The organism is Shewanella sp. Iso12 (genome assembly GCF_012030025.1).
GTDB classification, from domain to species: Bacteria; Pseudomonadota; Gammaproteobacteria; order Enterobacterales; family Shewanellaceae; genus Shewanella; species Shewanella algae.
Map to the genome: position 1 here is coordinate 219,978 of NZ_JAAUHW010000003.1, position 24,919 is coordinate 244,896.

Here is a 24,919-nt window from a genome sequence, read left to right on the forward strand (position 1 = left end):
TCGGGGTAAAAATAACCCCGGGTGTTGGATACGGCGTTGACAATATATGTCAATTGACCGATAGTGCATCGGCTCATCAGCGTTTTTTTCGACCCGAAATGAGCATCAAAGCAGTAAGAAACAGGAGCGTGAATGACTGATCAAACGCAATCAATGGCACTGATGGTTCCCCAGGGGAGCAGCAGTCTCGAGGCCTATATCCATTCGGTAAACAGCATGACCATGCTGGACGCCGAGCAGGAGTATGAGCTGGCGAAGCGTTTGCAGGAAACCGGTGATCTGCAGGCGGCTAAGCAACTGATTATGTCGCACTTACGTTTTGTGGTGCACATTGCCCGCGGCTATGCGGGTTATGGTCTGCCACAGGCAGACCTGATCCAGGAAGGCAACATAGGCCTGATGAAGGCAGTCAAGCGTTTCGACCCTGATGTGGGTGTACGTTTGGTGTCTTTCGCCGTGCACTGGATCAAGGCAGAAATTCATGAATATGTGCTGAAGAACTGGCGCATAGTCAAAGTCGCCACCACCAAGGCGCAGCGTAAGTTGTTCTTCAACTTGCGTAAGGCCAAGAAACGTCTGGGTTGGTTCAGCGATGAAGAGGTCACCATGGTGGCCGAAAATCTTGGCGTATCCAAACAGGATGTGACCGAGATGGAGTCGCGAATGGCGGCGCAGGATCCGGCCTTCGACCTGACCAATGATCACGATGATGATCATGACTTTGCCCCGGCGCTTTATCTGGAAGACCACTCTTCCGACTTGGCGGCCCAGGTAGAAAATGACAACTGGGAATCCAATGCCCAGAACAAGCTGTTGTCGGCGATCAAGACCTTGGATGAACGCAGTCAGCACATTCTGCGGGCCCGTTGGTTGGACGATGAAAAGACCACACTGCAGGAGCTGGCCGATACCTATCAGGTGTCTGCCGAGCGGATCCGTCAGTTGGAGAAAAACGCCATGAACAAGCTCAAGGCTTGTATGGACGTATAACGCAGTCAGCGAACTATTTTGCAAAACCCGCCTTCTGGCGGGTTTTTTTGTTTTCGGCCGAGGATGTGCCGGGTAAACCATACAAATTATATGGTTAAGAAATGCTTAACGGATTAGATATATACTCCTTGTTCGAGTATAAAAATTAGTCAGCGTATGATGTGAGAGTAAGTCTACTGTAATGCTTGTACCAATATGGAGATAACACCTATGACCGGAAGTAAGCCCTTGGGCAAATGTCCAGTAATGCACGGCGCCAACACATCCATAGAGCAAGACATCATGAAGTGGTGGCCCAAGTCGCTCAAGCTCGACATCCTCAGCCAGCACGACAGCAAGACCAATCCCATGGATCCCGATTTCAACTATGCCGAAGCGTTTGCCAAATTGGACTATGCCGGCCTGAAAGCCGATCTTAGGGCACTGATGACCACAAGCCAGGACTGGTGGCCGGCAGATTGGGGCCACTATGGCGCCATGATGGTGCGCATGGCCTGGCATGCGGCCGGTTCTTACCGCATTGAAGATGGCCGCGGCGGTGCAGGTACCGGCAATCAGCGTTTCGCCCCTCTCAATAGTTGGCCGGATAACGTCAACACAGACAAGGCTCGGCGTCTGCTATGGCCTATCAAGAAGAAGTACGGTAACAAGATTTCCTGGGCAGACCTGATCATTCTCGCCGGTACAGTCGCTTATGAAACCATGGGGCTGAAAACTTTCGGCTTTGCCGCTGGACGGGAAGATATCTGGCATCCGGAAAAGGATACCTATTGGGGCTCGGAGGAGGAGTGGCTGGCCACCAGTGATAGCCCCAACAGCCGCTATTCCGGGGAGCGCGAGTTGGAAAACCCATTGGCAGCCGTGATGATGGGGCTTATTTACGTCAACCCTGAAGGGGTTGATGGCAATCCGGATCCGCTGAAGACGGCCAAGGACATGCGGGAAACTTTCAAACGCATGGCAATGAATGATGAAGAAACCGTGGCGCTGACCGCAGGTGGCCACACTGTGGGTAAGTGTCACGGCAATGGCCGCGCCGAAAATCTCAGCCCGGAGCCGGAAGCGGCCGGCTTGGAAGAGCAGGGACTGGGTTGGCTAAACCACAAGAGCCGGGGCATTGGCCGCGATACTGTGGTCAGCGGTATTGAAGGCGCTTGGACAACCCATCCTACCCAGTGGGATAACGGTTTCTTCAAGATGCTGTTGCAGCACGAGTGGGAGCTGAAAAAGAGTCCTGCCGGTGCCTGGCAGTGGGAACCTGTGGACATCAAAGAGCAAGACAAGCCTGTGGATGTGGAAGACCCATCCATACGCCACAATCCCATAATGACAGATGCCGATATGGCGCTGAAGGTCGACCCCGAATATCGTAAGATTGCCGAGCGTTTTGCCCAGGACCAGCAGTATTTCAGCGAGGTGTTTGCCAGGGCTTGGTTCAAGCTGACCCACAGAGACCTGGGGCCAAGAAGCCGCTATCTTGGGCCGGATGTGCCGACAGAAGAGCTTATCTGGCAAGACCCCATCCCTAAAGTCGACTACAGCCTGACAGCCAAGGATGTCGCCGACCTCAAGACAGAGATCCTGGCCTCCGGGCTGAGTGTGGCCGAGTTGGTGGCTACCGCCTGGGACAGCGCCCGTACCTTCCGCGGCTCTGACTACCGTGGTGGCGCCAACGGCGCGCGTATCCGTCTGCAGCCATGCTGCGACTGGCATGGCAATGAGCCGCAGCGGCTGCAAAAAGTACTCAAGGTGTTGGAGGCTATCCAGTCAGGTTGCGGCAAAGCAATTAGCCTGGCTGATCTGATAGTGCTTGCGGGCAGCGCCGCAGTTGAGAAGGCCGCGAGGGATGCCGGGGTCAATATCGAGGTGCCATTCCTGCCGGGGCGCGGGGATGCAACCCAAGATATGACGGATGTGGAATCGTTCGCCGTGCTTGAGCCTTTGCATGATGGCTTCAGAAATTATCTGCAGGCCGATTATCGGGTGACTCCCGAGCAACTCTTGCTGGATCGCAGCCAACTTATGGGGCTCACGGCCCCTGAAATGACAGTGCTCATAGGTGGTATGCGGGTGCTGGGTGCCAACTTCGAGGGGGCATTACAGGGCGTGTTTACCGATAGGGTCGGTGTTTTATCCAATGACTTCTTTGTCAATCTCACCGACATGCGCTATCAGTGGCGACCGGTTGCCGAAAACCTCTACGAGATTGTTGAGCGTCACAGCGGCGCGGTTAAGTGGACCGCAACCCGGGTGGACTTGGTGCTTGGCTCCAACTCGATTCTACGTTCTTATGCGGAAGTCTATGCCCAGGATGACAACGGCGAAAAGTTTGTTCGGGACTTCGTCAAGGCCTGGGTCAAGGTGATGAATGCCGATCGCTTTTAACTGTGAATAAATCAAAATATTTAAATTGGTTATTGATTGCTTGATTACGTCTTTGACAATTAAACTTGCACTCAGAAGGCTATTTTGAGCTAAAGATTGCTATAAGCTCGTAGATATAAAAGTTGAGACAGAAACAGCGCCAAATGACGCTGTTTCTGTCTTCTTCATATTGAATGATTAAACCCGGAACTGGTTGACCAACTTGCCGAGGTTATCACCACTGTGGGACACAGTCTGACTGACCCTGGCCGCATCTTCGCTGGAATGCAGCAGCTCGGCGACTATCTCCTGAATGGCGTAGATATTCCGGTTAATCTCCTCAGTCACCGAACTCTGCTCTGTGGCGGCGGTGGCGATTTGGGTACTCATATCATTGATGGAGGTGACAGAGCTGGTGACGGCTCCCAGGCTTTCGGAGATAAGCTTGGACGACTCGACACTGCGGTGGCAACTCTGCTGACTCTCTTCCATGGCACTCACCGCCTGACTCACTAGACGATGCAGCTCGCTGAGCATCTCGTTGATCTCCAAAGTGCTGGCCTGGGTACGACTCGCCAGACTGCGCACTTCATCGGCCACTACGGCAAAACCTCTTCCCTGCTCACCGGCGCGGGCCGCTTCAATGGCCGCGTTGAGTGCCAACAGGTTGGTCTGCTCGGCAATGCCGCCGATGACAGACAGCACGCTGTTGATCCGCTGTGATTGCTCACTGAGCGACTGAATATGGTTGGCGGCGCTGTTGATTTCCGCCATCAGGGTCGAGATCTCAGTCAGCGAGGTATCGACGCACTCCTGGGCCTTGGCCACTTCGTCGGTAGCCACATGAGTCGCCTCCGCCACCTGGGTAGTGTTCATCGCCACTTCCTGGGCGGTGGAAGACATCTCGGTAATGGCGGTCACCACCTGATCTGTCTCATTGTTGTGGTTGGCCAACTGCGCCGCTATCGCCTGAGTCTGGGCATGAATAGAACCAGAGGCATCCTGCACCTCGTGGGTGGCGGCAGTCACATCACGGATGATGTGTTGCAACTTGTCGACAAATCGGTTGAATGCCTGCCCCAGCTGAGCAATCTCATCTTCACCGTGCACCTGCAAACGCTTGGTTAAATCCCCTTCCCCCTGAGCGATATCGTTGAGGTTATCCAACATGTTGCGGATAGGAGCAATAGTACGTTGGGCCGCAAATAGGATGAGTATAGAAGTGACTAAGGTGATGGCTATGACCATCATCAGGGTCAACCAAAGCCGTTCTTCCATATCTTGCAACGCCGTCTGCTGATATTCGGCCACTGAGGCTTCGATATCATCCACATAGGCGCCGGTGCCTATGATCCAGTCGGTACCAGGAATCATGGCGGCATAACCTATCTTTTCCACCAGCTCATTGGTACCGGGCTTCTGATAGTAATAAATGAGGGTACCGTCACTATTCTGGGCTGCATTAAGTAAACCTGCTATTATCTTAGTGCCTTTGGGATCTGTCATCCCTATCTGATCTGTACCTTCTTGGAATGGCTGTTGAGCATGGAATAGGTTTATCCCTTTGCTATCGTAGACAAAGAAATAACCTGCGCTGCCAAAGCGAACATCCCGCAAGGCCGCCTTATAGTCTCCGCCCTGACTGCGCTGAAAGCTGACAATCTCTTTGGCTATTTCGGTCACATGCACTAACTCTTGATGACGTTCCTCAAGTAATTTTTTTCTGAAATGGGTGATTTCGCTTTCCAGTGCATTCGATTCCGCCTTCCAGGATGCATACATCAAGACGATGGAACCTATCAATAATGGCAATAAGGTAAGCAGCAGCAATTTATTTCGCAGATTCAAATTAGACACTTAGTTCTCCAAAAATAATCTACATCAGGTAATTTTAAAGTTGTTGAAATGTATCAAATTTGTTTTTTGGCGCCATGTAATTCAAGTCTGATCGAGCTGTAGTCTCTGTCTGGTTGTTCTGTTATCTCTGTCTGATATTTCGGTGTTATACGTGACTTTCAACTTGTTTTTGGGTGGGGATATGATCTTGAAAAAAGGCTGCAACCTGATGCAGGAACTGCTGGTTGCAGCTAACCGCGAGTACAGTAACTCTGGTTTGAAATTGGTTTCCTGAATAGCATTAAAAGAAACATTGGGATTGTGCATTTTTTCTTAGTACTTGGCTGTAGGTAGGTTCCTTATTTTTTGTGAACCTTCCTGGCGAAATGGTTAAAGCCTGCGTGGATGGCAGCAGAATTGTGACTCAGGTTCTGGCATAATGTGGCGCTAATTTTCAAGTGTTCTTCTTCAAGGAATGAAATGAAGCAGTATCTTTCCCTCTTCGGTCTGTTATGGCTTTTGTCCGCATGCACCCCCAATTCCCATGTTGAATTTGACCCCAAAAAAGGCAATCAAGTTGATTACTGGGTACAGGCCAAAGCCACTATAGATATAGGTGGACGTCAATTTACTCAGGACAGCAACTCCCTGATGCGTTATGAGGTAATTGAGACCTCGCCGGCGCTAAAGATGGAGCTGGTACCCAAATATATGGCTATGTCAGGCGGCGGCCGGCCTTTCAGTAGCTTTGGCGCTACCGATGACAACCCCGAGCTGCAGAAGATGTTTTCCAAAGGCTTTGAAGTCACTCTGGATAAAGACTCAGGAAAACTGCTGGCGTTTAAGGCCAAGGACGATGAAACCTGGCAAAAAATATTGGCACGCTCTGGTCCTGAGCTAATCAAACTTTTGGCCCCGGGAATGGATGCTCCCGGCGTGTTGCGGGAGCTCCCTGCCAAAGAGGGTAGTAAGCTGACACTTGAGGGGTTCAACGGCCAGCAAGCCGAATTACTGGTCACCAAAGTGACTCCCGAAACCGTAGACACTGAGTTGACGGCCGAAAGCGATGAGAGCCGCCTGTATGGGCATATGCGCCTGGCCCGCGATAGCGGCTGGTTGCAGAAAATGGTGTTGGTGCTTGAAACTAAAGTCGAGCTCAGGGGCCGACAAGGCAGCAACCATATGTTGCTTGTCATGGAGCGTAAAGATCTGCTCGATCAAGTAGGTGATCTGAGCAATCGAATTGCCCCCGATTCTCTGGATAACTGGATTCCGATAGTGACCGCGCCGCCAAAACCTGTTGACGGGCAGGAGATCAGCGCCGAAGCCTTATTCCAATACGGCAAAGGAGCATATCGCGTCGAATCTAAACATCTCCAATTGGAGTTATTGCTCGCCGAGCATGAAAAAGAAGTTCTGGGAGAGATCACCTATCGAGACTTCAAGGCATTGGATGTCGAAGATAAACCTATTGAAATGGAGTTTGCCGTTTTAGGCCAATTTGGCCCCTATCAGCAAAATGACAAGCTAGTCACCAGTACCGCCATTGCACCTCTGGGCTGGAACCAGCGAAACCAGTTTGAAAAAATATCCTCCTTCAGCGCCATGGCAGATTTCATGCCACTCGAACTGGTATCGATTTCCGGCCAATGGCAGTCGGGACAAGAGCAGCAACTGGCGTTTGACGGCGGTATTGTCACCATTACACCGATAGCGCAGCAGCCAGATGAATATCAGCTGCATTTCAGCGGCACAGATGGCTATTTGTTGCCATTTTTTGATGGGCTTGAAGGTGAATACCGTTACCAGACGCCAGAAATCGGCCCCAAATGGCTCAATAGTTTGGATCGCAGCATACTATTTAGCGGCGAGAATGGGTTTAGGGTGAAGTTGACCAACCAGCCATCAGAGGTGACCTTCTTTGCTGTGAAGAAGCAGCAACAATCGAGCTTCAGCCGTGAGGTTAGCTGGGTAAGCCGCGAGGCCTTTGCTGCCGATTACACCCTGCCTCCAATGGATAAGAATTACCTTTACAATGACACCGGCGAAGACTCTGCCGATTTTGACCCTATGAGTTTCTCGACCCAGGCCGATACGCCGCAAGGTGCCAAGTTGACCCTGCCACAGGACTGGGCCAGTGTCTGCCAACTGCAGATAGAAGGCGATTTTAAACAAGGGCCGTCATCCTTGGTGTGGAAAGCGAAGTATGACAAATGGAAGCCTGCGCAACTCCAGTACCAACTGAGTACAGAAGATGGTCTTCGCCGTTATTTCTATGGCCTGGAAATACCCAGTCATCTGCATTGTGATGGACGCCCGGTATGGCAGCCAATTGATTATACCCCGAGTGAGCGTGCCTGGCTGGTGCCTCTCGAAGTATTCGGTGAGCTGGATCTGCAGCAATCCACGCGGCAGTTCCTTCAGCAGTACCATCTCTATAGTGCCGACGGAGTACAACTGCCTTTGCTGGATATACACGCTCACTATCTCAATACAGACCATGCGTCCCTGAGCGAAGCCGTTATGGAAGACAAATACCTAAGGGTTGCCGATAGAGTGGAGCGTATCAGCAAACTCGAATATCAGGGCGAACCCCTGGATATTCGTTGGGTCAACAGTTTTCCGCCACTGCCTTAAGGACAAGAAAATGCGTGTATTGATATTACTTTGTTGCCTGATGAGCTGGATGGCAAGCGCCGAGACAGTGTGGCTGAATGATGATTGGCAAGTGGTCGACAGTGAGCAACAGGCCAGTTTTTATGTCAAAGATCCTCAAACTCAGGATCAACACGGTTGGCAAACCACCATCTATTATGTCGGCTCGGATACCCCCAGATTCAAGGGCAGCTTTGCCAAGCCGGGTATTTTCCAAAATGCCCTAGGTAGTTACCGGTTCTTTCACAATAACGGCAAGCTGTCTTCCGACGGCAACTATAACAGTAACAGCGAGATGGAAGGCCCAATCCGCTTCTATGATGAAGACGGCATCCTGACCATGGAGGCCAGTTTTGTTGATGGTAAGCAGCGGGGCACTCAGAAAAACTTCTACAGTAACGGTCAGTTAGAGGAAGTCTATGAGCAATTGGGCGACAAACGCGTTGGTAAAGACAGCCACTATTACCAGGATGGCAGTCTGCAGGCGCAACACTCGCTGGTCAATGGGTTGCCGGAAGGGGAGCAACTGGAGTACTACCCCGGGGGGCAATTGCGTGAGCGCAGCCTGTATCTGGCGGGTAAACTGACCGGTGAGCGCAAACGTTATCACCGCAATGGCGAGCTGTCTTACATTGATACCTTTGGCCCTAAAGGCCAGCAGGGTAAAGCCTATGAATACTGGGATACAGGCGCCAAAGAGGCCGAATCTGTCTATGTGGATGGTCAGCGGCAGGGGCCGGCCAAACGTTGGCACAAGAATGGGCAACTCAGTTGGGAAGGCAGTTACCAGCAGAATCGAGAACATGGGGAAAGCCGTCACTATGATGCACAGGGGCAACTGACTCGAGTTGAACACTATCAGCAGGGCAAGAAGGTGGGCGAGCAGCAAACCTTTTATGCCAATAGCTCGCAGCTGCAGCATTTAGAGCGCTTTGACAATCAAGGCCGCTTGGTCTTTGAGCAAAAATTTGCCGTTGACGGCAGCAAGACCATGGAATTCAGCGCCCGTTTTGTCAAAGACAAGCAGATCCTTGACAGGCAATACTTTAAAGAGGGCAAGCTTAGCTCAAGAATGCAGCAGGATATGACCCGGGTGTGGACTCTGTTTCAGAAGTTTGATGCCAGTGGGGTTGTCATTGAACGCGAGGAGAAACTGAAAGGTAAGCGCGAGGGGCTGACTCTACAAAGTTATCAAGGGATTTGGGACGATGAGCCCTATATAGAAACCAGTTACTACAAGGAAGGTAAGCTCCATGGTGCCTATGAGAAGAAACTGGTTAGCGGCAAGCTGTTGGAGCAAGGCGAATACGCCAATGACAAAAAGGTGGGTACCTGGACCTACCTGGATGCCGGTAATCGCAGCACTGAAGCGTATGACAGCCAAGGGCGTCTGCATGGTGAGGTGAAAAAAATCCAGGTGCATGATGGTCAATTGTTGCAACTGGCACATTACCGGCACGGGCAGCTTGAAGGCGAATACCAGACCTATAATGAAAAAGGCGAGTTGCAAGCCAAAGGAAATTATAGTCAGGACAAACGGCATGGCCAGTGGCAGTACCAGGAGCCCTATGAAACCCAAGTGTCCCTCTGGCAAGGAGAGTACCATCACGGCAAAAAAGTCGGCACTTGGCTGGCCCACTCTGCCGCGGGTTATGAACTGGGGCGGGAGCAGTATGACGCCAAGGGGCAGGAACAAGGCAGCTTTTACTATTTCACCGAAGACGGCTTATTGAAAAAGGTCGCCCGTTATCAGGACGGGAAAGAACATGGTGATACCGTGTCTTACATCATGGGTAAACCCTACTATATCCAGATGTTCAAACACGGCGAGTTCTTGGGGAGTCGTGATGTCGATGACGATGAGTCGTCGAAGGGAGAGGGCGACTGCGATAACTCTACCTCATCGCTGCTGTTTGGTTGTTAATGGATATTTTATTGTTTAAAGAGTGAATCCGCTCATTGGTCAGGCGGTATTCCGCCGCCATAAATCTATGTTTAAGGCCGCATCTGCGGCCTTTTTTATGTTTAGGTAAGCCTGATCAGAAAATTCCGATGACAACAAGGATGTTTCTTAACGACCTTGTTTTCATGTCCCTATACAGTGCAACCAAGATCTCTTGGGGGACTGCTTATGGATTTCAGAACATACAGAGAGTTAGCACTGACAGCCGAGCCAGGCTGGGGCATCGCGTTTTTGAAACAAAATAAGTATGAAATTTACCATCAGACTCTTTACTGGCTGATGGATGCCGGTTTTCCTGTTCCACTAAGAGAACTGCGCATCGAACGCTTGGCCGGGTGCGACATTATCTGTTGTCGTATTCTCCCTTCTCGCCTGGAAAGATTTCTTGAAAAACAGGAAATCGCTCTCTACAAGAGCGACAACGAAGCTCGTTGGGTATTACCCAACCCGATATCAACGCCCCAATATAGACGTTGGCAGGCGTCAGTACTGCTGCACTCTTTCTAGGCGTTGTTGCCTAAATTGTTTTGAACCATTTCAGCCGACGATGATAAGACTTTTCAATTCAGACTGTTCGACATTATGGGTAAAGCCAAGCACAAGATTACCAACCGGCCCGAGTACAATCAGAGTTTACACAGTCGCGGTTTGGGTTGATGAAGCAGTCGGGCCTTCCGGCAACTCCTATGGCGCTATCGCATTACTCAAAGTATGAGTCGTCGGGGAAATTGCTGGGATAAAGCACCAATGGAAAGACTCTTCCGGAGTCTGAAATCAGAATAGGTACCCGCAAACAGGTTATCCATCGATGGTTGAGGCCAGCATCAGTGAATACCTGATGTGTTATTACAATTGGCATCGTCCCCACCAATACATTGGTGGCGTTACTCCTGGTCAGGCCGAAAATCGGCTTAATTTACTGTTCGGAATTAGTTGACCGCTACAAATGAAAAACCTGTAATCATAGAGAGAAAAAACTAAGGGTTTGGATCAAGCTGCATCTGGCTGTCGATGCGCAAACCCAGCCATTATCGCGGTTTAGGTTAGTCTTGAAAGCACTGGTTACAACGAAGTTCTTGGCACCTTACTCAAACTGCGCTGCCACATTGACCAAGTGTCTGTCGATTAGGCCGGGAGCTGCAAAATAGCAACGGTAATAAGGTCACTGGCAGAAGCCGCGATGCCGCCCTAAAACAACTATCAAGCACAAAGTTGAGTCGGATATGCCTTCGTGGGGTGCAGGTCGCTAAACCGATCAACACTAAGGGGCTGTTACTATTCGTACAATGATTTGATCAACAAAGACCCTTTTAGCGTTTTTGAATTGTTTCCCCTCCATTCTCAAAAATTAATCACCAATATAGATCATTTTTATACTTAATAATCTTTATCGGCTAGAAATACTTGCTGGTTTCTTCTGAATTTCAATTAAATATCGTTTTTTCTTGTAAATATATTGTTGATTTTTTGGTTTGGGAGCATACTAGGAATTATCCTACATATCATGGAAGATTACTTATGAGATACTCCTTCAGTTATACCAGCACAACCCTGTTGTCTACAGTTCTGTTGGCCTGTGGCGGTTTTGCGGCTAACGCTGCCGACGGGCAAATAAGTTTTGTTGGCTCAGTCGTCGACCCTGGTTGTGAGTTGCAGTTACAGGGAATAAACTGCTATCAGACCGAGAAGTCAGCTTTTCAATATACTGCCTTGCCTTTTGGGCAAACAGCACTCGCGCTTGATGTTGGAGAGAGCCTCTCATTGGTTTCCCCATCTACCAGATTGGATTTAATCGAGGTGAGACGAGTCGCTGAAGCGGAAATGCTGATCTCTGCCAGTTTCAACTGAGGTTAAAAGATTACTCCTTTTCCTTGGTTGTTAGTTAGTCGTCAACCAAGGTTGAGGGTTTCATGTCTTTAAGATATTTCCTACATTCCTACACGCTTAGTCCGACAGTCTAATTATTTCCAGTATTTTAGAATCCCTGCGAATTCGATAAGCACTCTTATCGTTTTATATTCCGTATTATTCTAAAGGAAATGATCATGAAAAAACTTACCTTAGCCTTTGCCGTAAGCGGCGCATTATTGGGTTCTTCTGCGGCTATGGCTGCCGGCCCTAACACCATTACCTTCCAAGGTGAAGTTACTGCCGAAACCTGTGAAGTTACCATCAATGGCAATGCAGCCAATCCTGTGGTTTTGCTGCCTACTGTCAGCGAGGCTGACTTGACTGCCGCCGGCGCAACTGCAGGTGAAACTCTCTTTACTCTTGGTGTTACAGGCTGTAGTGGTGCATCCGCTATCAGCACCACGACCAAGTTTGTCGGCAACAATGTTGATACAGACGGCAACCTGGCCAATACCGGAACTGCCACCAATGTTGCGCTGCAGCTGCTGGATGCCGCTGGCGGTGCTGCTATTGACCTGAATACAGATGTTGCTGTTACCGGCGTAGCTCTGGCTGCGGGTGAGACAGAAGGCTCGGTTGACTATGCCGTGCAATACATCTCTGTTGCCGGTGGTGCAACTGCAGGTACAGTTACCGGCTCTGTACAGTACGCCATCAGCTACCTGTAAGTTATTCCCGGCCCATATCTTATGGGCCACTATCTGCCTGAATGGGGTCAACTACCGTGTCTTGGTTACGTCCAGTTTCTATTTTGTTACTCGTCTTGGTTAGCCAGTGGGCCTACGCCAGTGTGGTATTGACGGGAACCCGGGTGATCTATCCCGGGGATGCCAAAGACCACAGTATCCAACTGCGCAACAGGGATAATTTCCCCAATGTGGTGCAGCTATGGATGGACATAGATAACCCTGAATCGACACCGGAGACGGCCGATGCGCCATTTGTGTTGCTGCCGGCAATTTTTAAAGTCCCGGCCAACGGTGGCCAGACAGTGCGTATGCTCTATACAGGCACAGCTTTGCCACAGGACAGGGAATCTGTTTTCTACCTTAACTCCCTACAGATACCTCCTTCCAACAAGGCTGACAGCAGCAACAAGATGCTGGTCATGCTGCGTAATCGGAACAAGGTGTTTTATCGCCCTGAATCACTGACGGTCAGTCCAAGCCAAGTACCTTCTATGTTGGCATTTTCCCTACGCCGTGATGCTTCGGGACTGCAGTTGGAAGTGCATAATCCCAGCCCCTATTTTGTCTCATTCAGCCAAGCAAGTTTGCAGGTGAATGAGCGATTGAGCTCAATACCTGTAGCCATGGTGGCACCTTTTTCCCGCATCAGTTGGCCCGTGGCAAACCTGATAGTGGCATCAGGAACCAGCGCTCAACTTAAATTCACTCTGATCAATGATCAGGGTGCACAGATCACTCAAGAACGCGTTGTCCGTTGAGGGAGTCTCGATGTTTAGATTTTACTCACAGAAGAAGTCTGCTCGGTGCGCTTGTATATATGCCTTGTTGTTTATGTCAACACAGGTTATGGCTGATGAGGAGATAGAGTTCAGTTTTGATGAGTCTTTGCTGCTCGGACAAGGTTATAACACAGATATTTTGACACGTTTGGCACAAGGGCCGGATGTATTGCCCGGTGAGTACCAAGTTGATCTTTTCATCAATGGCCGTTTTTATTCCAGAGAGCAACTGCAGTTTTTTGCTTTGAGTGATGGTAGCGTTGAGCCCTGTATTGAAGAATCTTTATGGTTGGATGCGGGTGTCATGTCGGAGCATGTGCAACCTGCACCTGTGACCGGTAGTTGCAGTTTGGGCTATAGGGTCGAGGGTAACAGTTTCAGTTTTGACCCTGGCAAATTGCGTCTGGAACTATCGATTCCTCAGGCTTATATGAAGCGGCAACCCAGAGGATATGTTTCGCCAGAGAAATGGGATGCCGGTGAAACGGCTTTATTCATCAACTATACCGCCAACTACTATCGCTCAGAGAACAGGGTTAGCGGCGGCACCAGTAGCGATTCCGGTTATGTTGGGTTGAATTCCGGATTCAATCTGGGATTGTGGCGGATTCGTAACCAATCAACCTACCAATACCGTGACTATGGTTATGGATCCGGTTATGGATCAGACAGCCAATTCAATTCGCAGCGCACTTACGTCAGTCGTGCGCTACCGAGCTGGGAAGCTGAGCTGACCTTGGGTGAGCTTTATACCCGCAGCACTGTATTTGGCAGCATTGGATTCAAAGGGTTTCAGATTCAAACTGATACCAGAATGTTGCCCGTCTCTCAGCGGGGATATGCTCCCGTTGTAACTGGTATCGCCCAGACGACGGCCAAAGTCGTTATTAAACAAAATGGTCGTGAGATCTATCAGACAACAGTAGCTGCCGGTCCATTTGAAATCAATGATTTGTATCCGACCAGCTATCAAGGTGACCTGCTTGTTGAGGTGACGGAAGCGGACGGTCGAGTATCCTCTTTTACCGTGCCATTTAGCGCTGTACCGGGGGCCATGCGAGCCGGACAGTCTCAGTTTGCCCTCTCTATGGGCAAGAGTTATGACACAGGGGATGACGACTATTTTGCCGATTTTACCTATGAGTTGGGTTTATCAAATGCTTTGACCTGGAATGCCGGTGTTCGCTTGGCCGATGATTATTTGGCACTGAGCTCGGGTGGAGTTTGGAGTTCCAATATCGGCTCGTTTGGGGCCACAGCGGTTTACTCCCATTCGCGTTTGAGCCGGGAAGTGGGCCAAGATGAGTCTGAAGCTGGTTGGCGTTTGGGGCTTAATTACAGCCGAGCTTTTGACAGTGGCACTTCGGTAACTTTGGCGGGGTATAAGTACTCTACCGAAGGATATCGAGAATTGAGTGATGTGCTGCGCCAACGGGAATACCTGGACAGTGGTTACGAATATCTTTCGGCAGATTACCTGCAGAAGACTCAGATGACCCTGAGCATGAATCAGAGCATGGGGGAGTGGGGGATCTTGTCGGTCTCAGGTTCCAAACGGCAATATCGCAATGGCCGTGAGGATGACGATCAGTATCAGCTTGGTTACAGCAATCAGTTTGGTCCTGTCAGTGTTAGCCTTAACTACGCCCGTCAATACCTGAGCATGGATAGACCGCAGGAATCTTTTCTCCAGGAAGAGCGGATAAAAGATGATGTCTGGTCGCTGAATCTTTCCATGCCCCTTGGCGCTAGTAGCCATATGGTATCAACGGGAGCCAGTCACAGCAGTAGCTCAGGTGCTGATGACTATAACTTGGGGATGTCCGGCACTTTGGATGATGCTCGCACTCTGAGCTACAGCATTAATGCCAGCCGTCAAGAAAACGATAGTTATGGGGGCAATAGTTTTGGTGCTTCTGTTCACAAACGCACCTCTTTGGCCAGCATGGGGGCCAACTATTCCCGCAGTGGCCAATATCAACAATGGGGAGCCAATATTAGCGGCGCTGTTGTGCTGCATTCCGGGGGTGTCACTATGGGGCAAACCGTGGGCGATACTTTTGCGATAGTCGAAGCCAAGGGGGCAGAAGGCGCAAGCGTTAGAAGTAGTTTGGGAACCTTTGTTGATGGTAATGGATATGCACTAATGTCTAATTTGTTGCCTTACAGGGAGAACTCCATCGGCCTTGAGACCGGTGATATGGGCGACAATGTTGAATTGTTGAATACGCAACAGCAAGTTGTACCCTTCGCCGGTGCTGCTGTTCGGCTCAAGTATAAAACCCGCAAAGGCATAGCCGTTTTGTTCGTTTCCAAGTTAGCTTCCGGCGAAGCAGTCCCAATGGGAGCAGATGTGCTCGGTAGTGGGGGGGAAACCTTGGGGGTTGTTGGGCAAGCGGGCTTGGCTTATGTGCGCTTGAGTGAATTGAGCGGCAGTCTTGTGTTTCGTTGGGGGGAGCAGCAGTGTCAACTCAATTACTCGCTGGAAGCGCAAGTATCGCAACGTTTGTTGCGAGTTCCTGCAATATGTCATTAGATGTTTAAAACATAGAGTTAAATTGGGGCTAGGGTATACTATGATGATTAGGCTTTTGGTATTAATGCTTTCAATATTTGGTATGACACTGCAGGTTGAGGCTTATTGTTACCGTATAACTTATAACGGGACGTTATCACCAACCAACGCACGATACATTAATCCGGATTATGGAAAAAATGCATCATGGAGTGGCGCTAGTGACAATAATTTTGGCCCATTAGGGTTACAGAATGTAATTAACATTACAGATAGTGAGTTTCAACCTGTAGGAACTACTTTGGCCAAATCTCCTAGCACATCTATGACTCAATATGGGCAAATAGGCGGTTTTGATCCTGAACAAGTTCTTTTTCGCTGTGACGCTGGAGATGAAGGGCTAATATTTGAAAGTTATGCAACAAATTCAGATAATTACTTTAGTGGTCGTTCTTTGGTAACTGAGGCAGGTGTTCCTGAGTATACCTATATGCTTAATAGTAAAAATATTGGGTTTAGGGTCAAAAATGAAACAACAGGAGAGTATGTTACTCGTAATTGGCGTTACCGCCCTTTGACTAATCTGGACAGAGATGATCAAGGGAAAATTTTGGTAAAAGCAAAGAATTTCAGCAATATGTCGGTTGAGTTAGTAAAAATATCTTATCCCGCAATAACAGATGGGCCATATCAACCGTCAACAGTATACGACTATAACTATACTTATGCTCAACCGCTTGCATATAGCACCTTTGTTGGCCCGGGAGAGGGTAACGGATGTGCAGAGGGATTGCTCGGAACTTGTTATATAGGCTGGCACTATAATTGGCCTGGAAATGTCTCGATTCATAATAACCTTGCGATTAGGCGTGCTAAGATGTGTGCATTTAAAAGTGTCACACCCTATGTTCTATTTCCGACTATTTCAGTGGAAGCATTGAATAGAGGTGAGAAAGCTGCTGGGCAATTGAGCTTAACTTACAACTGTCAGCAGGGGGCTGCTTATGGTGTGAGTGCGAATCAGAACGCGGTGGGCTTTAAAGTAAGTGTGGAAGCTTATTTAGCCGCTGAATCAGCCGGTCTCAAGACTTCAGGTTATGGTGTTACTCATTTGCTCAGTCACGGCTATGGAACCGATCCTTCGGTAGCAACAGGTGTTGGTATTGAATTAGCCAATTCTGATGGTTCATCAATGAATTGGCTAAGTAACGAGAATATTATCTCTGGTGGTAATAATGATGGTTGGTATGCTTTGCAGGGAGTGCAAATCGGTAGTGGTGCTGTTTCTAACGAATATCTGGAAGTTTATAATGTGTATCTCTCTGCTTTGGATGAGAATACGGCACCTACGCCTGGGAAAGTGTATGCAACTGCTGAAGTATTTATTCGGGTTCAATAGCCTGGGTTGGCTAATTTTCTGCGTGCCTCAGTTGGCTTGGGGAGGGGTTACAGCAGAGGTTTCTCGGGTAGTATATGAGGCTGCAAAGCCAGAACAATCGCTACAGCTGGCCAACCTCAATGATTATCCTGTGTTGGTGCAGCTGTGGATTGATGATGGTAACCCTGGCAGTACACCGGATAAAGCAACTTATGCGCCGGTAATATCGTTACCCGCCATTTTTAATCTGGCTGCCGGCGAGCAGCGAAGTATTCGATTGGTACGAGTGAGAGAAGATTTACCGGAAGATAGAGAAAGTCTCTATTGGCTTAATATTTACGAGGTGCCGCCAAAACCTTTGAGACAAGGAAGTAGTGCCGAGCAATTGGTGTTACTGACCATGCGTACTCAAATGAAGTTGTTTTTCCGTCCGGAATCTTTGAGTGCCAAAGCAGCCAATATGATTGAATCTATTAAACTTGATTGGCGCGAAGGTAAGCTGCAAATTAACAACCAAGGCCCATTTTTTCTGACCATCACCCGCATTGAATTTGATAACCTGACTCCGCCACTGCAACCGCAAATGTTGGCGCCATTTTCCAGTGAGAGCCTGGAACTGCCGATTAAGCCATTGGCTCAATCAGCCTCTATCTATTATCTGGATGATTATGGGGTCGAGCAGTTATGGAAAGTGGCCTTATAGCCCACCTTCCATAATGCCGTTTGCTAGTTGCCGGATGCCAAGAATCCCTTGATTTCACTGGCCAGACGCGTAATTGCAACCGTCAACTTGGCCAGATGCGTACAGGAATTTTCGGTTGTTTCGCTCTGCTCCAACTGTTCACATAGCGTGACTATGTCGGTAGCGGCAATGATCTTGGCTGCGCCTTTGATTTTGTGAGCAATGCTCTTGGCTTCATCAAGCTCACCGCTGTGTACTGCTGATTGTAACCTGGCAAGATCGGCCTCGTTGGCACTCAATAACTCCTGCAACAATTGCTCAGTCAGTTGCTTGTTACCACCGGTGAGTTTATCTAGGGAGCTGGGCAGGAAACTCTGCCGTGGACCTTCCTGATTCAGCTCATTTCTAAAGCTGTTCAACTTTTGTTGTAGCTCCTCCAAACTTATGGGCTTGAACAGGCAATCATTCATGCCGGCTTCAATGCAGGCCCGCTTAGCTTCCAGTTGAGCATTGGCGGTATAACCCAGCAATACAGCCGGTGATAAGTTCTGATTTTGCTCCAGTTGTCTCAAGCGGCGACTCAACTCATAGCCATCCATTTCCGGCATGTTGCAGTCGGTGATGACAATCTTGTAGGAGTGTTGGCTAAATAGCTGTAGCGCTTCTTTGCCATCATTGGCTTCCTCTACAGTGTGGCCCAGATACCTTAGCTGTTGAGATAACAGCAGTCGATTGGCCGGATGATCATCAACGATCAATACGTGTTGCGCTTGAATCGAGGGGATAACATCGGCGGTAGAGTTGACCTTGTTCTCTCCAAATAGATGAGTTTTGGCAGCCAATAAGGGTATGCGCATGCTGATGCAAGTTCCCTGTCCGGGTTCGCTCATCATACTGAGTGTGCCACCCATCATGTCGCAAAGTGAGCGACATATCATGAGTCCCAAGCCGGTTCCTCCCTTGTTATGGGCGCCGTTATGAACTTGGGCAAATGGGCGGAACAGCTTTTGTTGCTCTTCAATTGGAATACCTATACCTGTATCTGCGACTCTGAGGAGCAACTGTTCATTACCCTCTGCATCCCGTTCTTTTTGTGCAGTGACATCAATATGTCCCTGATCGGTAAACTTGATTGCATTGCCTATCAGGTTAGAAAGTATCTGCTTGACTCTGAGAGGATCCAACTGAGCATACTTGGGTAGTTCAGGGTCAAACTCCAATGTTAATGTAAGCCCTTTTTGAATGGCGATACCGTCAAAAATTCGGATCACTGAATCAAGCGTCTGTTTCAGCTCAACTTGTACTGGATTGAGGCTCAGTTGCCCAGCCTCGATACGTACGACATCAAGAATGTCGCCAATAAGGTCCAACAAGCCCTTTGCTGAGTCGTAAGCGACCCGGATCGAGTTGAAATCAAATTGATTTTCTTGGGCACGTTTCAACGATAGCTCGAGCAATCCTATGATGGCATTCATCGGTGTGCGGATCTCGTGGCTCATGGTCGCGAGAAACTGGGTCTTTGCCTTACTGGCACCGTCGGCCATATCTTTAGCCTGGGTCAGTTGCTCCATGAGTTTGACCCTGTCGCTGACATCAACCCAGCCGCCAACTATTCCTCTGATTTCCCCTTGCTCGTCTTTAACAGGTTGAAACCAATGGTAAATATCTACTGATTGTCCATCAATGTGCATTTTCCTATCACGATAAAACGCACGGTTCTCCGTAAGTGCCAATTGATATTCCAGATCAATCTCATTTACCTCGTCTACTCTGTTAATTCCTTCCAATGTAGTCTTATGTAAAACATCTTCTCTCGAAGCTTTAAATACTTTTAGGTAACTCTGATTACAGAGGATTAAACGTCGATTGAGATCACGGACATAGATAGGGTGAGGAATACTGTCGACCACCTCTTGCATAAACACTAGCTGTTCTTTAAGTTCACGTTTGGCGTTGAGTCTCTTGATATAGTGACTACGGGTAAACCAGGCCCATACCAAGGATGCCAGAATCAACAGAACTGACGCTATAGTTATTGCGTATATGGTGTACTTGTAGTCTCGCCAGGTTTCTTGGCCTGGCACTGCGTTGCGTCGCCATCGATTCTCTATGGACTGCAATTCATCTGCGGGAATCACTGCCAAAACTTTGTTCAGAATACTGATCAGTTCAGGATTATCTTTACTTGTGGCAAATGCGGCTGTAGCCGGTGGAATACCATCCAATACTTTGTCTATCATTATTTGCTGATCAAAGTAATGGCTGCTGTAAAAATCCGCGAGGGCAAGAGGAGCCACAGTCGCATCAGCTTTGCCAATTACAGTGGCATCCATAGCATCCAGATAATTATCAACCGGGATAATTTTTGCGTGGGGTAGGGCTTTGGGCAACATTTCATTGGAAATATGTGCTATTGGGAGAGCTATCTTCAGATTTGCTTTATTGATGTCAAGATCTTGGCCAACCCGAGACATCAATACAAATGGTGTCCTAGCAAACTCTTTACTAAATAGAAATTTTTCCTTACGTTTACTCGAGGGTGAGAAAACAGCTAAGTCGGCACTACTGTAGCTAAGATATCGTTCCATCTCCTTAAAGTCCTGAGTCTTGATTATTACAGTCTCCATTCCACTATAGAGTTTCACAATATCCAGAATGCTTTCTAAATAGCCATGCATATTTCTGCGTTGGTCAAAGTAACTTAAAGGTGCATTGAACTGGTTTACTACAACCCTTAAAGGATTATGTCGGTTAAGCCATGTTTGCTCTTCAGGAGTTAATTTAATGGTATTACTCTCATTGGGTAGTGTCAGACCTCCTCCGCTCCAACGCTTCTTGATTGCCCAATTCTCACTTTCAGGAATTTGTTTTAGTACACTGTCAATGATTTTGATGAGGATTTGATTTTCTTCGTTTAACGCAAATCCTATCCCTTTAGTATCAATAGGTAGTATGTTTTTTAGGGATAACTTTTTTGAAAAGCTCTTATTGACCAGATAGTTTGCCGACGTAAAGTCGATTACGACACCATCTGCTTGACCGAAAACCGCAGCGGCAACGGCTTGCTGTCTGGAGGGATAGCTGATTAGTTCGGCATCAGGAAACAGCTCACTGACTTCGGCATCCGGTAGATAATCATAAGCCATGGCGATACGATTCGGGGCTTCTGTTACCGGCAGTTTTTCCGAAACATAAAGCACAGGCACATCATCAATATAGGCTTGGCTCAACTGCAGCTCATGAAACTCTTCGTAGCGGTTGGACGTGGTTAGCAGATCCAGTTCTCCGGCCTTCACCGCAGCGATGGCATTTTGCCGTGAATTAAAGAAATGCAACTCGATTTTGACTCTCAGAGCTTCAGAAATAACCTGTAGGTAATCTGCACTCAAGCCTTCGTAGAAATCACTACTGCCGTCCATTGTCATATCAAATGGAGGGTAGTCAGGTGTGGAGATCCCTACCCGGATTATTTTCTTTGTCTGCAGCCAGTCCCATTGTTCATCGGACAGTTGTACCTTAACCTCACCTATGGTGGTGTGGCCGAAGAGTGTCAGCGGGTGAATTTCATCGCTTTTTGCTTGTGGTGAAACCACAAAACAACAAACCAATATCAGATAAAGCACCCGGATAAGAGGTGCTGTATTCATATAATTTGATTTCGCTTTGATATCTCAATGAGATCAACTAGGGTTCGGGCGTTGAGCTTCTCCAATAGCCGGGTCTTGTAGGTGCTGATGGTTTTATTACTCAGCAACATACGGTCGGCAATCTCCTTGTTGGAAAGGCCATTAGCTAGTTGCTGCAATACCATCATTTCTCTACTAGAAAGCTTGGCCAGTTTATCGGCCTCGGCCAACTGATTACCCTGATTGCGCTGCATGCTAGCGATATTGGGGAAATAGGAATATCCGGACAATACCGCCCTCAGAGCCCCCAAGACTTCCGTCAGATCTTCCTGTTTTGAAACAAACCCTGAGGCGCCGGCCTGAATGCAGCGAGTCACGAAGTATTCAGATGGCTGCGCTGTCAGCACTAAAACCTTGGGTGGAAGTGCCAGATTATTGAGGCGATTAATCACCTCCAATCCGTCAAGTTGGGGAATACCTATATCCAGAATCACGGCATCAGGCCTGTGTTCCCGAATGAGTTTCAGGGCATCTACCCCATTATCTGTAGTGGCTGTAACATGAAATCCATTTTGTTCAAGCATGATCCTTATTGCCATCACCACTACGGGATGATCATCTACAATAACAACGTTCTTCATGTTTTGACTTACTCTTCATTGCTTCTCTACTCGGTTAGTCTGATGGCTTACAAGTTTTGTGTAAGTAGGATGATTCTTACTGCCGTTTCAGATACGTCCTTTCCGAAGGAAGGATAAAATATTTACTGTTGGATAACGGCTGTAAATAGAGTTTAGACGAATTTTTGGCAGGCAGATGAAACACCTTGATATCAATGCTTATTTGGTGTTTTTTATGTTGGATTTATGTAGGTCATGGGATCTTAATTTTTGTATTTAGGCAAATTTCTATGAGTAAAGTCAAGGTGTTGATCCTTGAGGATCATCCATTTCAACGCACTGTGCTGGAGCATAATCTTAAATCATTGGCTTGTGTGGGTTGTGTGGATGTTGTTAGTTTCGGCAGTGCAACTGCAGCCTTCTCTTGGTTAACTCAGAATCGCGAAGTCGACATAGTCATCTGCGACCTGATGATGGCCGGAACCGATGGACTGTCATTTCTGCGTCAGGCAAGGACTAGGTTTAAAATTCGTGCCGTAGCGCTCTATAGTGATGTGGATAGAGATCTGCGCCGGGCAGTATCGCAGATGGTCAAACTGTTGGGGTTTCAATACTTAGGGGATTTGGCCAAGTCTCCCACAATTGAAAACCTGAGCTCAATGATTTGTCGTTATCGTGAGTTGAACGAACCTCGTCAGCAATCGCTTGAGCCTGAAAGACAAACAGACTGGGTATCTTTGAATTTCAAAGACTTCAAGGATGCAGTTATGGATCAGCAGTTTGTCGGCTTTTACCAGCCCAAGTTCCACGTATCTGATTTGCAGATTGAAGGCGCCGAAGTCTTGGCGCGCTGGAATCATCCCGTATTTGGTCTCTTGAGCCCGGCACTGTTTATTGAGCCTTTGATCCGCTATGGGCTGCTGGATGAAATGTTTCTCCAGCTATTTCGCCAGGGGATAAGGCTGCAAAAGCAATTGCTGGAACAAGATTATCGCTTGTCGCTGGCCTATAACCTGGATATTTCTCAACTGAACTCCACTGAGCTGGTATATCAGATCTCCAAGTTGATCCGTGACTACAAGTTGCCACCGAAATTGGTCACCATAGAGATCACCGAGTCCGGGCTTATCTCGGCGCCGGCCCTCAATATGGAAAACCTGATCCGTTTACGCATGTTGGGTTGTGAACTGGCCATTGACGACTTCGGGGCCGCACATTCATCTTTGGCTCGTCTGTGTGAACTGCCTTTTTCACAAATGAAACTGGATGCCTGTTTTGTGGCTGGTCTGGATACAGAGCCCAGATGCAAGGCAGCGATTTCCAGTGTAATTGCATTATCTGACTCGCTCGACATGCAGTTGGTGATTGAAGGTATTGAGACCGAGGCCCAGCTCAGATTGCTGCAAAATCTTGGCTGCAATCTGGGGCAGGGATTCTACTTTTCCAAGCCCTTGAGTGAAGCCGATTTTTGCAAGCGTTTTTTGAATAGTCAGACCCTAATGCTTCGCGGCTGAGCTGACAGCCGCAATAAGCTGTTTACGCTGCACCTTGAGCCCCTCTGCAACCTGTTGCGGCCAGGGATAATAGTGCCTCGGGCGCTTAAAGCGGGCCAGCTTGTCTGCCAGGAAGGCGGTCAACTCGGCTTCGCTCGGTACTTCTATGCTTCGATATTGCAAAATGGCGGCCGGCAGTAAACCAAACTCGGGGTTATCTTCACCAAAGACGATGGCATCCAGGATGGCAGGGTGCCGTTTCAGCGCCGCTTCCACCTCTTCCGGTTGAATATTCTCGCCGCCGCAGATAAACATATTGTCGAGCCGCCCCTGAATATGCAGTAGCCCATCCTGGCTCCAAAAGCCTTTGTCCTTGGTGCAGAACCAACCGTCTTGGGTCTCTTTAACTATGCTGCCATCCGGCTGCAGGTAACCCATGAACAGGGTCTCACCCCTGACCCAGATAACTCCTTGTTCTATTTTGAGTTCGCGCCCGGGTAACAGGCGGCCACTGCTGCCATCGCTGCGGGCCATTCCCGTGGTGATCTGCGAGCCCATCTCTGTCATGCCGTAACTGGTAAAAGCTTTCACCTTCAAGGGGGATAGCCTGTCCAGCAGGCCTTGACCTATGGCGCCGCCGCCAAGTAGCAGGCACTTTATCCCCATAAGGCTTTCGGGGCTGTCGTCCAATAGGCGTTGCAATTGGGTGGCCACCAATGAGAGATGAGTGATGGCATCGCGCCTTAACTGCGCCGCCATAGTCAGCTTATTATCCGGCAGCACCACGGCTGCGGCCGCCAGGGCGCAGCGATTGAGGATTGCCAGACCACCGATATGGAACAGCGGCAGCGAGAGTAACCAGGCATCACCACTTGCCAAGGGGATCAACTGCCGACTGCCATTGGCGTTGGCGATATGGTTGTTAAGGCTGTGGACTGCGGCCTTGGGACTGCCACTGGAGCCCGAGGTAAGAATGATATTGAGCGGCGTATCGGCCGAGACAGTGGCTATCTCGGCAGGGGTAGCATTCGATTCGAGAATGGCAAAATCCGCCTGCACTCGAGTGATAACCCGCGTTTGCCAAAGCTCATTCCGGGCGTTATCCGGACACCAGATAAAGCGAATATGAAAACGTTCAAGCAGCTCCTGGAGCTGACTATCCGGAAACTTGGGTGACAGCGGGCAAAAGAGCAGCCCCAGATCCAAACAAGCCCAATACAGCAACATCAGCTCACGGCAGTTGGCGGCCACACAGGCCAGTTTATCCCCGCGCTGCAACCCCAAGGCTCGAAGCTCGGCGCCGAGCGCCAACACCTGCCGGCTTACTGCCTGATAACTATGGCTGATACCGCCCTCTACCAAGGCGATGGCATCTGGAGTCTGTTGGCCACTGAGGTGAAGGGGCGAGTAGGTCATGC

15 protein-coding genes and 1 pseudogene are annotated in these 24,919 nt (G+C 48.9%); 12 read left to right on the forward strand and 4 right to left on the reverse strand.

The annotated features are described in order from the left end of the window. The first annotated feature begins 132 nt into the window (after positions 1 to 132). Positions 133 to 990 (forward strand): RNA polymerase sigma factor RpoH, encoded by an 858-nt coding sequence (gene rpoH / locus HCX89_RS07725; protein ID WP_028780766.1) that lies wholly within the window; start codon positions 133 to 135, stop codon positions 988 to 990. A gap of 210 nt (positions 991 to 1,200) precedes the next feature. Beyond that, complete coding sequence (katG, locus tag HCX89_RS07730) at positions 1,201 to 3,375, forward strand: catalase/peroxidase HPI (protein ID WP_167715583.1); 2,175 nt, start codon at positions 1,201 to 1,203, stop codon at positions 3,373 to 3,375. 177 nt (positions 3,376 to 3,552) lie between these two features. Here the strand turns inward: katG and HCX89_RS07735 are convergent, their stop codons facing one another. Next, positions 3,553 to 5,211: a methyl-accepting chemotaxis protein gene (locus HCX89_RS07735; RefSeq protein ID WP_167715585.1), complete on the reverse strand. Its 1,659-nt coding sequence runs from the start codon at positions 5,209 to 5,211 to the stop codon at positions 3,553 to 3,555. Positions 5,212 to 5,670: 459 nt separating this feature from the next. On the opposite strand from HCX89_RS07735, the gene HCX89_RS07740 reads away from it, so the two are divergent. The 9 genes and pseudogenes from HCX89_RS07740 (at position 5,671) to HCX89_RS07780 (ending at position 17,783) form a co-directional block, all read left to right on the forward strand. Then, complete coding sequence (locus HCX89_RS07740; protein WP_167715587.1) at positions 5,671 to 7,827, forward strand: hypothetical protein; 2,157 nt, start codon at positions 5,671 to 5,673, stop codon at positions 7,825 to 7,827. Positions 7,828 to 7,837: 10 nt separating this feature from the next. Next, entirely contained in the window at positions 7,838 to 9,769 is a 1,932-nt protein-coding gene (locus tag HCX89_RS07745; RefSeq protein ID WP_167715589.1) for a toxin-antitoxin system YwqK family antitoxin, read from the forward strand. A 207-nt stretch (positions 9,770 to 9,976) separates the two neighbouring features. Beyond that, positions 9,977 to 10,315: a hypothetical protein gene (locus HCX89_RS07750; protein WP_167715592.1), complete on the forward strand. Its 339-nt coding sequence runs from the start codon at positions 9,977 to 9,979 to the stop codon at positions 10,313 to 10,315. Between the two features lie 153 nt (positions 10,316 to 10,468). Continuing rightward, a pseudogene (locus tag HCX89_RS07755) lies at positions 10,469 to 10,745 on the forward strand (integrase core domain-containing protein); the annotation flags it as partial. A gap of 1,108 nt (positions 10,746 to 11,853) precedes the next feature. Further along, complete coding sequence (locus tag HCX89_RS07760; protein WP_167715594.1) at positions 11,854 to 12,387, forward strand: fimbrial protein; 534 nt, start codon at positions 11,854 to 11,856, stop codon at positions 12,385 to 12,387. A gap of 56 nt (positions 12,388 to 12,443) precedes the next feature. After that, positions 12,444 to 13,166: a molecular chaperone gene (locus tag HCX89_RS07765; protein ID WP_338401977.1), complete on the forward strand. Its 723-nt coding sequence runs from the start codon at positions 12,444 to 12,446 to the stop codon at positions 13,164 to 13,166. Next, positions 13,132 to 15,723 (forward strand): fimbria/pilus outer membrane usher protein, encoded by a 2,592-nt coding sequence (locus tag HCX89_RS07770; protein WP_368039292.1) that lies wholly within the window; start codon positions 13,132 to 13,134, stop codon positions 15,721 to 15,723. The genes HCX89_RS07765 and HCX89_RS07770 overlap by 35 nt, the downstream gene beginning before the upstream one ends. A 40-nt stretch (positions 15,724 to 15,763) precedes the next feature. Next, a complete protein-coding gene (locus tag HCX89_RS07775) occupies positions 15,764 to 17,101 on the forward strand; it encodes a fimbrial protein (protein ID WP_254428365.1) in 1,338 nt (445 codons plus the stop codon). Beyond that, a complete protein-coding gene (locus tag HCX89_RS07780; RefSeq protein ID WP_167715598.1) occupies positions 17,067 to 17,783 on the forward strand; it encodes a molecular chaperone in 717 nt (238 codons plus the stop codon). Before HCX89_RS07775 ends, HCX89_RS07780 begins: the two co-directional genes overlap by 35 nt. Positions 17,784 to 17,806: 23 nt before the next feature. Here HCX89_RS07780 and HCX89_RS07785 read toward each other — a convergent pair whose 3' ends face one another. Together HCX89_RS07785 and HCX89_RS07790 are read right to left on the reverse strand one after the other, a co-directional pair. Beyond that, on the reverse strand, positions 17,807 to 21,409 hold the full coding sequence (locus tag HCX89_RS07785) for a transporter substrate-binding domain-containing protein (RefSeq protein ID WP_167715600.1): 3,603 nt from the start codon (positions 21,407 to 21,409) through the stop codon (positions 17,807 to 17,809). Next, positions 21,406 to 22,029: a response regulator transcription factor gene (locus tag HCX89_RS07790; RefSeq protein WP_167715602.1), complete on the reverse strand. Its 624-nt coding sequence runs from the start codon at positions 22,027 to 22,029 to the stop codon at positions 21,406 to 21,408. Before HCX89_RS07790 ends, HCX89_RS07785 begins: the two co-directional genes overlap by 4 nt. A 269-nt stretch (positions 22,030 to 22,298) precedes the next feature. On the opposite strand from HCX89_RS07790, the gene HCX89_RS07795 reads away from it, so the two are divergent. Then, positions 22,299 to 23,522: an EAL domain-containing protein gene (locus HCX89_RS07795; protein ID WP_167715604.1), complete on the forward strand. Its 1,224-nt coding sequence runs from the start codon at positions 22,299 to 22,301 to the stop codon at positions 23,520 to 23,522. Here the strand turns inward: HCX89_RS07795 and menE are convergent. After that, a complete protein-coding gene (gene menE, locus HCX89_RS07800) occupies positions 23,505 to 24,917 on the reverse strand; it encodes an o-succinylbenzoate--CoA ligase (protein WP_167715606.1) in 1,413 nt (470 codons plus the stop codon). The two genes, HCX89_RS07795 and menE, sit on opposite strands and share 18 nt — an antisense overlap. Positions 24,918 to 24,919 lie beyond the last annotated feature (2 nt).